Raw genomic sequence first — 13,338 nt, forward strand, 5'->3', positions numbered from 1 at the left:
GGCAATTTCAAACTTGAAATCACAACGAGCGTTAAGCAAACTCAATAACTGAATTTAGAGGCTAACGCCTCAGACATTGGACAATCATATTTATACAGTCCAATGGTGAAATCAAAATTTACAAACAACTCTCATCGCCCTAATCAATCTCCTCCCAAAACTGCTGCTGCAAAACCTAAAACTACCAAAGCCAGAGCAACTGAACCTGATGATTATGACTTTGAAGAAACCGAATTTGAAATAGACCCAGAACTCTTCAATGATAATTATAACCAAGTCCGTAAACCGCTTCTTCCCTATGGCATTGTCGTTAACGATAAACCTGCTGGACTTTTGATTCCAGAAGACCAGTTAGAAAAAGCTGGTTGGCTAGAAATGCCTGAAGAAGATGATTTAACTACTGTCACTTTAACTGAAGATGTCACCGGACTATTAATTACTGAAGGTCGGTTACTGGTTTTAGCTTTTGCACCAGAATATATCCGCTATAAATCAGATGTTGAAGAAGTAGGTGGTTCGTTTGTTGGGCTTTATGATGACTACAGGAATAGTCTTGATAAAAGAACAATGGATGTCTGTTCAGAACACGCAATTATGTTTCTTGATAACAAGAATCAACCATTACATACTACTCCTGTTGTTGTCCGATTCAAGAATGTAGCTCTTTGGAGTTTTAAATCAGTCCGTGAAGAGTTTTACCGTTCATTAGAGAAAACCTTTGCTGATTATTTCCAAGTACCATTTAGTGGTAAAAGTGATAAATGGCGGAGTTTAGGCGTGCTAGAAATTGAGTTTAGAGCAATTAAAGAAGGTGAAGGTAAGAATAAACATAACTGTTGCAAAACTGTAGCCTACACTAAACCCACAGTTGAAAATTTCCCCCAACTGTATTTAGGTAAAACCACAGCTAAAAGTTTAATTTGGCAACAGCATGATGCTATCGCTGGTTTCAATGAACCACAATCTCTACCTGCTTTACCAGGAGAATCAACTTCTGTAGAGGTGGAAGTTTTACCACCAAACAAGAATAAAAGCAAAACTAAAACTGTCCGCAAATCTAAAACTGCAACTAAACCACCCCGGAAAATTCAAGTGGTTGAAGATGACGATGATTTCCTGGATGAAGATGATGATTTAGAAAAGGAGTTGGACGATGATGATTTCGTTTTTGAAGACGATGACGAGTAGTTCAATGCTATTAAATCATCTGTTTTGAATAGAAAATCTACTGTAGTCAAAAACTATGGTAGATTTCTGATTATAAAAGCCAGACCTTATTTTTATTTACAGTCATTTTTAGGTAAATAGACAAAATATAGCAATTCCTATTCAAGTGAGGTACAAGCAGTAATAATTAAACACAGATGGATGCAGATAAACACAGATAATTTTGTACTTAATTAGACTAGGAATGCTAGATTTAGTAATCTGTGTTATTTCCTTACTTGAATTTACGTTGGGAATTATAGTAGTATAGCAATAGATAAAATTGTTAGGACATTTTTCTATTTATTATCTGTACCCTGTTTTCTTTGAATTCAAATACAATGTCCTAACTGATATATCTGTTTAATCCTGATGAGAGGGAAAAAATATAATTATGCAAATCACTATCGAGATTCCCGAAGATATTGGCAACCAACTACAACAAAACTGGCAAGACTTACCCCAAAAAATATTAGAAACTTTAGCAATAGAAGCTTATCGGAGCGGTATTATGACTGCTGGACAAATTCAAGAGTTACTAAAATTTGATTCACTTTCAAAAACTCAAGTTTTTTTAAACCAATCTCAGGTATCTCTAAATTATACCCAAGAAAATCTAGGACAAGCTCAACAAACAAAGATGTTAGCTGATGATATTAAGCAACTCCAACAAATCTGTATTGAAGAAGATTATTCCTTAGAAATTCCCTCTCGTCAAGACCGTCCTAATTCGTTTTTTTAATACCTGCAATGACTTTCTTATGTGATACTAATATCATTAGCGAATTAGTGCGACCTCAGCCTAATCCTGGTGTTTTAACATGGGTAAATAATTTGTCTTCGATAAATATTAGTGTAATTACTTTAGAAGAAATACATTATGGGTTAAAATCAAAACCTAATCTAAGAATTCAAAATTGGTTTGATAACTTTATTAAAAATGATTGCCAAATCTTACCTATTACCTCTGAGATTGCTAAACTTTGTGGTGAATTACGAGGTCAACAAAGGTTAAGCGGTAAAACAGTTACTCAAGCTGATATGCTGATTGCAGCTACAGCCCAAATATATCAACTAACTCTAGTCACGCGCAATATTCGTGATTTTGATAGTTGTGCTATCCCCCTTCTTAACCCTTTCACTTAATCCCAAAGATTTTTATAATTTGAGATTTTCTTGAAATGTAGTTTAATAATACTACTGGCTGAAGTGCTGAATATGGGTTAGTGAATAATAAAAACAGTTATTTGGCTGATTTATTTATATTTGCTAAAAGTTGACTATCAGCGACTTGATAACGATTACCATTAAAACAGTAATTTAATTGCCGTAACTGCTGGTTTTCTGTTTGCAATACCTTAATACAGGGTAAAGACTGATTTCGTGTTTCTCCTATTGCTAATAATTGCTTTCCTGGTGGTAAATTGGGATTTAGATAACTCAAAAATACCTGTGTAATTGGTTGATTTGGTTTGAACCAATAACCAGCATACAGACAACCCAAAACGCCACAAACTTCTGGAGTATTAAAATTAAAAAGTTTGAAATTTCCATCTTTTACTCCCACATCCCAAACCAGTATATTTTCAACAGCAACTTTGGTATTTAATTCTGTATTGTCTCTAATCACTTGTTCTAAAACAGGAGTAGAAACAACATCAACTGCTTTTTTCCAATTCACAGTTGCAGCATTCAAGCTACACCCTACCAAACTCAAAATCATAGAAAGCAACAAAAAGATACTAAAACCAATGCGAAACCAATGCACTCCGTAACGTATTCTCATAGAAGGTTGTGGTAATTGATATGCTGTTGTTTTCAGTGGTTGAGACTGAGGAGAAGATGCTGATAAAGAAACAACTTCTCTTTCTGCTATTGCTTGTTCAAATTGCTTTCGTGAATGCAAATTATTATCAGGTTTTTGCTTTGTGTTTGGTTCTGAAGATATAAATTTGCTAGATAAATTAGTCATAAAAACACCTCACTCAGTGCAAAAGTACTGTAAGTATTCAGCCATCAGTAAATGGCTACGCTAACAGCTTACAAATATAGATAGACAAGTTGGTTATAAAATCATAATTTTACACCATTACAAAATTGTTTAGGAGAGACATAAAAAGCTGGAGTATTTGTGTTGATATAATTACCAATGTTTTAATTATCATTTATGTATCTAGAAGTTAAACTAGGAATACAAGTCAAAGTTCCATTATCGCTGTTATTATTGCTATATAACGCTAAAACAGTTCTGCCATAATCTTGAAGACTAAGACGACCAAAAGCATCAGAACTATTTGCATCAACTTTGCTATTATCACCACCAAAATGCTTTTGTGCTACTCGTTCAATCAACCGTTCACCAGTAAATAATTGTCCAGTAATAGGGTCAATTTCGCCTTGAGTTACTTGAATTTTGTTAGCAATATCAGCCATAAATGCCTTATCCTGATCCGCCGGAGGAAAAAACTCAAATAGTTCAGATTCAGTAGGTTGATAACCTTGTCTTACCTGATTAAGAAACTCTTCTCCTCCGGGTTTACCAGCTATCAAATTTACTGCATAGGGGTTATAACTCATAAATTGATACCGTCCCAGTCCACGACCACAATTTAATCCGTTATCTGCACAGGTATACACACCAACTGCTTGATAATCTCCACTACCAGAACTTTCAATTTCAGCAATTGCATTTCCCAACATTTGCAAATTAACACCAGAAAAAGATTGACCTGTGATTGAACGATTAATACTGGTAAATGTGCAAGGATTAACTTGACTTGTTGTGCTATTTTGATTGGGATTACTTCTTGCTTCTCTTTTCGCACCTGTTGGTGTAGAAGTAGTATTTATACTCTGCTCATTCCCACTGTCCAAATTGCCTACAAACATCAAAGCATTCACCTGATAGCTGAAAAAAGGAATCGGACCGATAAAATAAGGTGAGCAACCCATCTTCCAAGCGCAGAACCGAAAGTATAAAGCCGTATCTACTGTATCTGTGGTTTCATCTGTTTCCATGACCACAACTTTAAACGCTTTACCAAAGGGTAAACGTCCGGTTGGTTCTCGTCCGTTGTTAACTGCTTTGAGTATGCCCCAACCTCCCTCAACCTCCTGGTATTTACCGGATATCCATTGCTTACCTTCTAAAGATGAGCGATCGCTTGCACCTACATTTTCCAAATTATCCAATTCTACGTAAGCACAGTCTTTTTGAGTACAGGGGACAGAAAAACCTTGCACATCTGAACCAGAAATTGTATTGTTACGGCGATTTTCTGCTATTCCATAAACTGCATCTATCCGCATGACTAAATTACCAATTTCACTGATAGGATTGGGCATCAATCCTAAAGGTACTTGTCCTAGTCCAGGAATATTTTTGATAAAGCTATTCATCCAATTGCTTAAATCTTGAATTGGTAATGTTTCTAAATTCGGAATTGAAGTCAGCGAAAACTTTGACAAATCGATTTCTCCCAGCTTCATGTTCCCAACTTCATATTGTGTCAACACCTGAGCTAATGTTGAATTCGATGCTTCAATTCCTTGAGTTTTCAGTAAAGCCGCAACAGGTTGAATATCTTTCATTAGTGTTTGAGCTAATTGAGGAACAACTTTAGCTAAATGACTCAATGTTTGTTCTGCAATTAAAGGAAATTCACTCAAAGTAATCTTGTTTAAATCAATAGATGTGATATTTCCAATAGCTTGCAAAGAAAACTTCTCGGCTTGCAATGCTTCACTGATATCTCCCAACTTCAAATATTCATCAGGAGTCATTCCCACAGTCCAAGTCCGACTCAAATCATAACCTAATGTTTGACTGTAAGGACTACCATCAATTCCCCCTGATTGACTGATACCTGGTAGTTGACTAAGAGAAATTTGATTCCAGTCTGGCAACAAAAGTTTGTTAGCAGGTAATCGAGATTGACCATTGGCAACTTCTATAATTCGAGTTGGTAGATTACCATTATCAAATGTACTGTTTGCAGCTTGCACAGTCACACTGTAGATAATAAAACTTATGACAATGAGCAAAAATATCCATCTTTTCAAATGGTTCATAATTCCAGGTTTTAAAATGACGACAACTACACCCCAATCAGTCAAGTATTTTCTTGAATCAAGGCTGGATTCAATACGAATTGGTTAAGGAAATAAAGTAGACTAAACCCCTTGAAATATCGTTGTCTATAATGCTCAAAAAAAGTTTAACCGAATAGTATTGAGACTGTGTTTGTTTTACCTCTGAGTTATATGTATCAGTGAAGATATGATTTATAACTCTAATTCTGGGGATGTTGAATGCTGACTTTTCTTAGATTTATAACCTGAACCAGAGGCATATCCTGGTAATTTAGGATTGGGATTAGCGGCTGATTCAGTATAGGGTGTATCGCCAAAGTTGATTTCAAAAATATTCTCTTGATAACCATCTTCAAATCTGTCTGTTGTCCAGGGATTATTTTCATCGTCAGAATTCGATTCCTCAATGCTATAACCCGGTGATTGATAACCGTTGGCAGAATTAACCTGACGATTATTTTCATCTTCAAAGTTTTGATTTAATGCGGGTTCTTGATTCATTGGTATGACCTGAAAAACAATACCAGTACCAGCATAAAAAAAGAGTTGAGTAACAGCAATAACCTATTGGCTAATTATGTATTAGCCTATTGGCTATTTTTAGTGATGCGCTCATATCGAGAAGACAAATGGAACAAATCAACTTGATTCCACCCGAAGTAATGGCAGACTTCAATAATCGTAAAAATGCTAAACTGCCAGATAATACATTGACAATGCTGCAAATTATCGCTAGTTTAAATACGCCTAAAGAATTGTTAGCAACTCTATTAGAAATAGCTGAATTTTCTATACACCATATTCGCTATCTGGCAGGTCCATTGGTTATTCATGGAAATTCTTGGAGTGATACAATTCCTCAATGGCTGAAGTTTGCCTGTATTCAAGACAGGTTAGAACTAATTTGCAATGAGTATGAACAAAATCAAGTTGGTAAGTATGCCACAGCTACAGAAGTTCTGACTTACATGATGCCTGCAACTTACGAAGCACCTTTACATCGAGATTACGCTGATCTTTATCTTTGGGTAGGCAATGAAGTTTTAACTAAATACAACAAATTACCAAAAGACTGCCAGAGTTTTTATGAATTTATTAATGGTACTACGAGTGATACTAGCAATAAATCCATCATTCATTTTCAGCAGGTAAAGAATGATTTTCATGATATTAGTCAGTCAATTCGCCGCAGCATAGTTAAACACGCAGCACAGCAAGGATGGGGTAAACGTCGTGTTAATGCTAAGTCTAAATTAGACTCAATTGAAAATACTCCTCCTGAATCTTCCTCGAATTCATCTGTACAAATGGACTTGTTTTAAAGTTACTAAAAATCCTCAGTCTAAAATCAGAAGTTTTAAGCTGAGGATACATTTGTAAGGTATGACAATGTGTTAACCCCCATGAATTTTGGAGGCTGCAATTGATGGGGTAAGCGCATTAATTTGCAGGCGGTGGCACATTTTTATCGGTTTTAACTAGACCACCTATCATACGGCAGTGCCATCCTCCAAAAGTATCTAGAAAACAGATGCCACTACTATCTGAGAAATAATTAACATCGCAGTTTTTTCCAACTTTTGCCCATTTAGCAATGTAGCATTGATAGCTGGTGAAACTACCTCGGATATCGTAGACAGGTTTATCGGGATTCATTCCTAAACTTCTTCTCCCATTTGCCCAGTTGAACGGAAGGTCATTTTCTGTAAATCGACGGGAAACCGGAGACACCTGAATAGTGAGGTCGTTGATCAGCCACACAGAGCTATCTTTTTCACCTTCAGTTCCTCTCAACCATTCATGATCGCAGAGAAAATACTTCTTTGCCTGTTCAACGCTAGGTGCGCCTATTTTTGGTTCTGTTCGTGATGGACAAGTGTGTGGTCTACGTGTTGTTCCATAATCAGTAGTTTGAGCAATGACTACGTTAGGCGTTAATAGTGCGAGCAATGTACAGCCTATTATGCTGAAAGTAAATCTTGGTTTCATGTTAATTCCCATGATTATATTAGTGCGATTCCAAGTATCTTAATATTCACGTATCTTGGTTATAGGCTCAGTACCTTGTAAAGTAACACTGATATATGGGTGATATTCGCCAAATTGGCAAAATTTCTGGAAGGTCTTAATTTGGCAAAGTTTCTCTAAGATTTTATCACTAATTGTCAAAAATACGATACCGATTAAATAGGACTGAAACACTTTCAATATGATTAATATTAGCCAAGAAAACTTCCTGCGATTGTCCTCATAACTTTCATGCAGTTTACGCCTATATTTAGTGAACTGCAACCATCGAGAACATAAAACGGCTTTCCATTTTTAAACCCACATTAAGTGTAAATTGTTCTGGAAACCGACCTATATCAAGAGTTCGGTAAGTTTGCTTCATAGACTTAATAGAAATTTACAACCTATCCCATTTTGCAAATATACAAATATATCGTTGGACAATCTCATCAACATACACATGATGAAGATTTAATGTTTCACCTCATTTTAATAAAAGAGAGTGCAATGGAAGCTATTGCTTCATTGTTTTTGATAATCAAATCTCAATTTAGTTACCATGAATATTCAATCAGTTCAAGAAAGTTTAAATTATCTCATCTTGGTAATTACAGCATTCTCTATCATTGTCATGCTTATTGATTTTATGGTGGGATTAGTGCATTTATGGCATCAAGTTGCTTTTAACGTCGAATATTGTACCACTCACAAAACATCTGAGCAATCAAATATTGAACCTATTGATACCACAAATAGCAATCTTAATGTTGAACAAGAAAATTGTCATCCATCTGCTAATGATAATTCTGTTGTTAATAGTTCTGCAAATTTTGAACATAACAATTGTAATCAATCAAATATCCATAAGTATGATGATTTAACCACGGTTGAAAACACATTTAGTATTTCTACCATTTTAAAAAATGACAATGGCAATCAATCAAATGATAGCACTTCTTTACAACCAGAATTTGAAGTCAACAATTCAATTGCTGTTGACATAGAGAAAATTGATTTACGCACAGCCAGAAAAATTGCCAGTGCCATTAAAAAATCTACAAACCCCAAATCTGACTTAATTATCAAACAGAAAGTCAATGGTAAAAACGTTCCTTTAGCTTGGTTACAAGCACAAATCAAAAATCGTTTAGAAATTGCACCAGAAATTGTTAAACCAATTATTCAAGAATTAGCCCCTAATGCAATTCATGATTCTGACGAAAATATCCAACCTTATCATATTTTACAGAAAGGTAAGCCTCAGCGTCAAGTTGGTTAATTAAATTAACCCAATACAACAAATAAAAGAGAGATTGATATATGAAATCTCTCTTTTTTTATCAAATAAATGTCAATTAAGTAAGTCAAATCAAAAACTAAACCAAGTACAAAAATTAAAATCTCTGAAAGTCTCTTTCATCTTGCCTTGTCATAACAACACTTTTTAACGCCTACCTACTTAATATTCATATCTAAAAAACCAAATCAATAAACTTTATGAACTATTCCCCAAAATCCCCTGAATACCCTAACTACACTGTAGTCAAAGATATTCCAACTCTCAAAAGTGTTATCAAACCTTTGTTTAAAGCAAAAGTTCTAGCTTTAGATTGTGAAACTACAGGACTAGATCCTTTAACTGATACAATTCGATTAATTCAAATAGCTGCACCTAATTATCCGGTTGTTATAATTGATTTACCAGCTATTTATAAACGCAATAATGTGGAACATAATACTGGGGAGAAACGCACTAAAATTAGTCGTTTACTACTTAACAAACTCTTCTGTAATTCCGCTTTGAAAATTGCTCATAATGCCAAATTTGAATGGCAATTTCTCAATCAAGCTGGACTGCAAATTGCTGGACGTTTCTTTGATATTCAACTGGCTTACCAAGTTTTAAATGCTGGCATTAAAACCAGTGCATCTTTAGAAAATGTCACTCGTAAGCTATTACGTATCCAAATAGATAAAACGTTACAAACTAGCAATTGGAATCAACCTCTGACTCCAGAACAATTACAATATGCTGCTCTAGATGCTGCTATTTTACTTGACATTTACCCGATTTTAGTCAAGAAATTAAAACAGGCAAAATTGCTAAAAATTGCCCAACTTGAATTTCATTGTATGCCTGTTGTTGCTCAAATGGAACTCAATGGAATGTTGTTTGATTTGTCTCAATGGTATAAGTTGGGTGCAAAGTTAGAAACTGATAAAGTTCATGCACTTCAACAACTTAAACAATTGCGTTTGGTGGGTAAATCTCAATTATCTCTGTTACCAGAATTGACTGATACTGTTAATCCTAATTCTTCCCAACAAGTTTTAGCTGCTTTTCAAGCTATGGGTATTCCTGTGCAATCAACTAATCAAAAAGATTTAGTGCCTTTAGTAGCTCAATATCCTATTATTAAGGCTCTTTTAGACTATCGCCACCTTGCCAAAATTACTGCCACTTTTACTGATAGTTTACCTAAACACATTCACCCCAAAACTGGGAGAATTCACCCCAATTACTATCAACTAGGCGCAAGGTCTGGAAGATTTTCCTGTCGTCACCCACCATTACAAACCATTCCCCGTCATGCGGCGGCGAGAAATTGCTTTATTGCTGCACCTGGCTACCAAATTTTAGCAGCAGATTATTCGCAAATCGAGTTAAGAATAGTAGCTCGTCTCTCTGGTGATGCTAAGATGCGCCAAGCCTACCGTCAAGGTGCTGATTTGCACAAACTCACGGCAGCTTTGGTAACTGGTAAGCGGATCATGGAGGTCAGTGAGGAAGACCGCAGACTGGCTAAAGCGATTAATTTTGGGCTGATTTACGGTATGGGGGCTGCCAAACTTCGCATCTATGCTGAAACTAAGTATGGTGTGACAATGACACTGGATGAAGCTAAGGCTTTTAGAAGCAGGTTTTTTGATGCTTATTCTGGTGTGACTAAGTGGCATGAAACGATTAAGCAGGCATATTTGCGGGGTATTAAAGAAAGTCGGACTTTAGCTGGGAGAAGACGGAGATGGGCAGATAAACCCAGGTTAGCGGAAATGCTTAATCATCCTGTGCAGGGTTTGAATGCAGATATTAATAAGTTGGCGATGGTGAAGCTGATTAAACCGTTAACTAGGACTAATGCAAAGTTGATCTGCGTTGTCCATGATGAAATTGTCCTGGAATGTCCAGAGAATGAGGTGGAACGAGTGAGCAAAATGCTACACAGATGTATGGTTGCTGCGGCTCTTAAGTTTCTCAACCCTGTGCCTGTGGTAGTAGATATTACGGTAGGTGATAGCTGGTAACTAGGGAACTTAGACAAGAATTGTCATAAAAATACGTGGTATAGCAGTAGCTATAACGATTAGGACATGGATTCCCACCTATACGGCAATAACAAGCCTATATTTTGTGCTAACCGCCCGGTTGCTATAATTGAGAAACGAGCGCGTCTTCTTGCAAGCTCAGTGGCTTCAGCCCTGAGTTACTGATGAAATAAAATCAACGTGAATTCAGATCAATTGGGCTAGAATTTAAGAGCTAAATAGCAGTTAATCTCTTGCAATGAACCCCTACGCTATCCTTAATCAGAACAAATATCAACGTGTTAGTGATGGCATGAGCCGACCCTTGCTAGAAAACTGCGAGACTGCCTCACATATCCTTATTTTAGTTTGGCCACAACTTGGAGATTTTGATAGTCTTGAATATGCGTGGTGGTTACAGCGCGAAGCTAAAAACTTGACAGATAAAAAACTCGCTATTCGTGCGGTGGGAATTGGTAATCTCGCTTCTGGAAAAAAATTCTGTGAATATACAGGATTTCCGCCGGAAAATTTATTTGTCGAACCGAATGGAGAATTACATCGCCAACTCAATCTCTATTCTGGTCTGAATATTTCTCTCCCTGGGCTTGCTGAGTCTGGGAAAGCTTGGCTAAATCTAATTTTGATGTGTGCAGGGATTGGTAGTCCGGGAACGCTGGCGGAAGTTTTTCGGGGATACAAGGGCGACCGCAAAGCCCCTCAACTCATTGGGGATGATGAAATCATTCAAGGTACTCCTCTGCCTGCTTTCCAAGGCTCGTTTTTTCAATTAGCCGGCGGCAGTGGCTTTCAACGCCCCTTTGAGTTAGCTACTCTGCGGCTACGGAATATGGTGGAAGTTCTCAGAAATTGGCAGACTTATGTACCGAATTCTGCCTACTTAACTCAGCGCGGTGGCACTTTTTTGTTTGATAGCAAAGGTCAGTTACTTTACGAACATCGAGATCCAGGAATTCTCGGCTTTGCTGCTAATATGAGCCAACCCCTATCATTTTTATCCTTAATTGAAACAGACAACTGTGCGCGAACTATAATTGAAACAGACAACTGTGCGTAAACTATATCGCTTTCTTATTTGCCAAAATTGACAGAAGAATGATAATTCCACTGCACAGGATCTAAATCATAGTAAAGTTGTAGTTGCTGATAAACTGCCGGATCATGAAATAACAATTGGTGTGGTTTTTCAAAGAAAGTTTCAGTCGCTACAGCAAAAAATTCTGCGGGATTTGTTGCACCATAACTATCTATGACATTATTGACTCCTTGGAGAACATCGTTACAAAGTTGTTGATATGCTTCACTCATCACTTTAGCCCAAATCGGATAGTCAGAGTTGCGTTGTAAAATCGGCACACCTTCAGCCTTGCCATCCTCTTGATCTAATTGATGGGCAAATTCATGCAGGACAACATTATGTCCATCTTGCCAATTAAAAGTATCGTGCTTTATCTGTTCCCAAGACAATATTACCTGGTCTTTTGTCCATGATTCCCCTAGTCTAGCGACACGCCTTTCCTCAACAACATAATTGCTAATAGCAGCCGTTTCCTTAACAACATACGCACTGGGATAAACCAGAATTGAACGCAGTCTGGGGAAGTATTCTCCTCGTTCATTGAGTAGAAGTAAACAGGCAACAGCAGCAATGATCAGTTTCATTTCTTCTGTTACCTGTAATCCTTTACAGCCAATAAATTGCTTTTCGGTTAAAAACACTTGAATATGTCCTTGAAGTCGCCTTCTTTCATCAGCAGAAAGATAGAGATATATAGGAAGATTATTCTCAATAACGGCATTCCAAAGGGGAGGAAAAGGGCGACGTTTGAGACGGTTTCTTCTCCTTTTAATGAGGATGGGATTGGCTAAAATTACCGTGATAATTAGCCCAATCACGAATAAAACAATTATTGTTTGAATCATTTAAAAAAATCATGTATCAAATCATTAATTTCTGATCAAAATCTCACGTTTCACCCATTCCCAGAGTCATTAATATATCGCTTTGTACACTATCACTCAAGCTATGGCAACTCACTCAAAGCAAGATTTCACAGTCAAATCCTTGAGGGTAATAGTAAAGTTACGCTGTTCTGCTGTAGCAATGAATGAGATAATTGCCTCACAGGCCACAGCAACCGTTAACATCACTAGATTTCGTGCTAGGGGATAATCACAAACATCATCATTCACATCAGAAGGAACACGATAAACATTATTCCAAATCACTTCTGCATAGTCAGATGATAAACCAGCATGAAGACAAGGAACAGATTTTTGATCAGCATAATCTTTCACTGCTTGACGTGCCACACTGTTGTCAAAAGCATCAATGATTAACTGGCTATCTTGAAGTAATTGATTAGTATTTGCTGGTGTCAACTCCTTTGTTTTAGCATCAACTTTAGTGCCAATTGCTCGATATAAATTGTTGGCTAAAATCTTCGCCTTAAATGCTCCCACATCAGCACGATAGTAGGGTTGGGTGGAAAGATTACGTTCCTCAATGCGATCGCAATCAATGACAGTCAGTTTATCAAAACCGGAGCGAGCTAAGTTTTCAACAATGTTAGCGCCTAATGCTCCTGCTCCACAAATTGTGATCGGATAATCCTTTAACTTTGTCATCACAGCATTGCTGCGGTAAAGCTGTTCATGGAAAAAGATACTCATAATGGGTAATTGCTAATTGCTAATTGAGAC

Annotated in this window: 13 protein-coding genes; 7 read left to right on the forward strand and 6 right to left on the reverse strand. The window is 36.8% G+C overall.

Features of this window, described 5'->3' with window-relative positions:
• Window positions 1-102 precede the first annotated feature (102 nt).
• The 3 genes from H6G68_RS20815 (at window position 103) to H6G68_RS20825 (ending at window position 2,352) form a co-directional block, all read left to right on the forward strand.
• A complete protein-coding gene (locus H6G68_RS20815) occupies window positions 103-1,188 on the forward strand; it encodes a DUF5895 domain-containing protein (protein ID WP_190908348.1) in 1,086 nt (361 codons plus the stop codon).
• A gap of 412 nt (window positions 1,189-1,600) precedes the next feature.
• Window positions 1,601-1,948, forward strand: a complete 348-nt coding sequence (locus tag H6G68_RS20820; RefSeq protein WP_190562305.1) for a UPF0175 family protein — start codon at window positions 1,601-1,603, stop codon at window positions 1,946-1,948.
• An 8-nt stretch (window positions 1,949-1,956) separates the two neighbouring features.
• Window positions 1,957-2,352, forward strand: a complete 396-nt coding sequence (locus H6G68_RS20825; RefSeq protein ID WP_190908349.1) for a type II toxin-antitoxin system VapC family toxin — start codon at window positions 1,957-1,959, stop codon at window positions 2,350-2,352.
• A 97-nt stretch (window positions 2,353-2,449) separates the two neighbouring features.
• Here H6G68_RS20825 and H6G68_RS20830 read toward each other — a convergent pair whose 3' ends face one another.
• From H6G68_RS20830 to H6G68_RS20840, 3 genes are all read right to left on the reverse strand, one after another.
• Window positions 2,450-3,178, reverse strand: coding sequence for a hypothetical protein (locus H6G68_RS20830; RefSeq protein WP_190908350.1), 729 nt, complete (start codon window positions 3,176-3,178; stop codon window positions 2,450-2,452).
• A gap of 182 nt (window positions 3,179-3,360) precedes the next feature.
• Complete coding sequence (locus H6G68_RS20835) at window positions 3,361-5,277, reverse strand: M23 family peptidase (protein ID WP_242045344.1); 1,917 nt, start codon at window positions 5,275-5,277, stop codon at window positions 3,361-3,363.
• A gap of 213 nt (window positions 5,278-5,490) precedes the next feature.
• Window positions 5,491-5,799 (reverse strand): hypothetical protein, encoded by a 309-nt coding sequence (locus H6G68_RS20840; protein WP_190908351.1) that lies wholly within the window; start codon window positions 5,797-5,799, stop codon window positions 5,491-5,493.
• A 128-nt stretch (window positions 5,800-5,927) separates the two neighbouring features.
• On the opposite strand from H6G68_RS20840, the gene H6G68_RS20845 reads away from it, so the two are divergent.
• The gene (locus H6G68_RS20845) at window positions 5,928-6,620 is read left to right on the forward strand and encodes a hypothetical protein (protein ID WP_190908352.1); all 693 of its coding nucleotides are present in this window, start codon (window positions 5,928-5,930) and stop codon (window positions 6,618-6,620) included.
• Between the two features lie 118 nt (window positions 6,621-6,738).
• On the opposite strand, the gene H6G68_RS20850 is transcribed toward H6G68_RS20845, so the two are convergent.
• On the reverse strand, window positions 6,739-7,287 hold the full coding sequence (locus H6G68_RS20850) for a hypothetical protein (RefSeq protein ID WP_206757414.1): 549 nt from the start codon (window positions 7,285-7,287) through the stop codon (window positions 6,739-6,741).
• 580 nt (window positions 7,288-7,867) lie between these two features.
• On the opposite strand from H6G68_RS20850, the gene H6G68_RS20855 reads away from it, so the two are divergent.
• The 3 genes from H6G68_RS20855 to H6G68_RS20865 all read left to right on the forward strand — a co-directional run bounded on the left by H6G68_RS20855 (window position 7,868) and on the right by H6G68_RS20865 (window position 11,692).
• The gene (locus H6G68_RS20855; RefSeq protein WP_190908354.1) at window positions 7,868-8,587 is read left to right on the forward strand and encodes a hypothetical protein; all 720 of its coding nucleotides are present in this window, start codon (window positions 7,868-7,870) and stop codon (window positions 8,585-8,587) included.
• A 218-nt stretch (window positions 8,588-8,805) separates the two neighbouring features.
• Window positions 8,806-10,614, forward strand: a complete 1,809-nt coding sequence (locus H6G68_RS20860) for a bifunctional 3'-5' exonuclease/DNA polymerase (RefSeq protein ID WP_190908355.1) — start codon at window positions 8,806-8,808, stop codon at window positions 10,612-10,614.
• Between the two features lie 259 nt (window positions 10,615-10,873).
• A complete protein-coding gene (locus H6G68_RS20865) occupies window positions 10,874-11,692 on the forward strand; it encodes a peroxiredoxin-like family protein (protein ID WP_190908356.1) in 819 nt (272 codons plus the stop codon).
• 14 nt (window positions 11,693-11,706) lie between these two features.
• Here the strand turns inward: H6G68_RS20865 and H6G68_RS20870 are convergent, their stop codons facing one another.
• The gene (locus tag H6G68_RS20870) at window positions 11,707-12,558 is read right to left on the reverse strand and encodes a M90 family metallopeptidase (RefSeq protein ID WP_190908357.1); all 852 of its coding nucleotides are present in this window, start codon (window positions 12,556-12,558) and stop codon (window positions 11,707-11,709) included.
• 111 nt (window positions 12,559-12,669) lie between these two features.
• Window positions 12,670-13,308 carry a HesA/MoeB/ThiF family protein gene (locus tag H6G68_RS20875; protein ID WP_190908358.1) on the reverse strand — a complete coding sequence of 213 codons (639 nt, stop codon included), beginning with the start codon at window positions 13,306-13,308 and terminating at the stop codon, window positions 12,670-12,672.
• Window positions 13,309-13,338: the final 30 nt, after the last annotated feature.

This window comes from Anabaena catenula FACHB-362 (genome assembly GCF_014698735.1).
GTDB classification, from domain to species: domain Bacteria; phylum Cyanobacteriota; class Cyanobacteriia; order Cyanobacteriales; family Nostocaceae; genus Anabaena; species Anabaena variabilis_A.

Coding starts and splice junctions, on each gene's coding strand:
- H6G68_RS20815 (WP_190908348.1), top strand. CDS start 103: ATGGTGAAATCAAAATTTACAAACAACTCTCATCGCCCTAATCAATCT.
- H6G68_RS20820 (WP_190562305.1), top strand. CDS start 1,601: ATGCAAATCACTATCGAGATTCCCGAAGATATTGGCAACCAACTACAA.
- H6G68_RS20825 (WP_190908349.1), top strand. CDS start 1,957: ATGACTTTCTTATGTGATACTAATATCATTAGCGAATTAGTGCGACCT.
- H6G68_RS20830 (WP_190908350.1), bottom strand. CDS start 3,178: ATGACTAATTTATCTAGCAAATTTATATCTTCAGAACCAAACACAAAG.
- H6G68_RS20835 (WP_242045344.1), bottom strand. CDS start 5,277: ATGAACCATTTGAAAAGATGGATATTTTTGCTCATTGTCATAAGTTTT.
- H6G68_RS20840 (WP_190908351.1), bottom strand. CDS start 5,799: ATGAATCAAGAACCCGCATTAAATCAAAACTTTGAAGATGAAAATAAT.
- H6G68_RS20845 (WP_190908352.1), top strand. CDS start 5,928: ATGGAACAAATCAACTTGATTCCACCCGAAGTAATGGCAGACTTCAAT.
- H6G68_RS20850 (WP_206757414.1), bottom strand. CDS start 7,287: ATGAAACCAAGATTTACTTTCAGCATAATAGGCTGTACATTGCTCGCA.
- H6G68_RS20855 (WP_190908354.1), top strand. CDS start 7,868: ATGAATATTCAATCAGTTCAAGAAAGTTTAAATTATCTCATCTTGGTA.
- H6G68_RS20860 (WP_190908355.1), top strand. CDS start 8,806: ATGAACTATTCCCCAAAATCCCCTGAATACCCTAACTACACTGTAGTC.
- H6G68_RS20865 (WP_190908356.1), top strand. CDS start 10,874: ATGAACCCCTACGCTATCCTTAATCAGAACAAATATCAACGTGTTAGT.
- H6G68_RS20870 (WP_190908357.1), bottom strand. CDS start 12,558: ATGATTCAAACAATAATTGTTTTATTCGTGATTGGGCTAATTATCACG.
- H6G68_RS20875 (WP_190908358.1), bottom strand. CDS start 13,308: ATGAGTATCTTTTTCCATGAACAGCTTTACCGCAGCAATGCTGTGATG.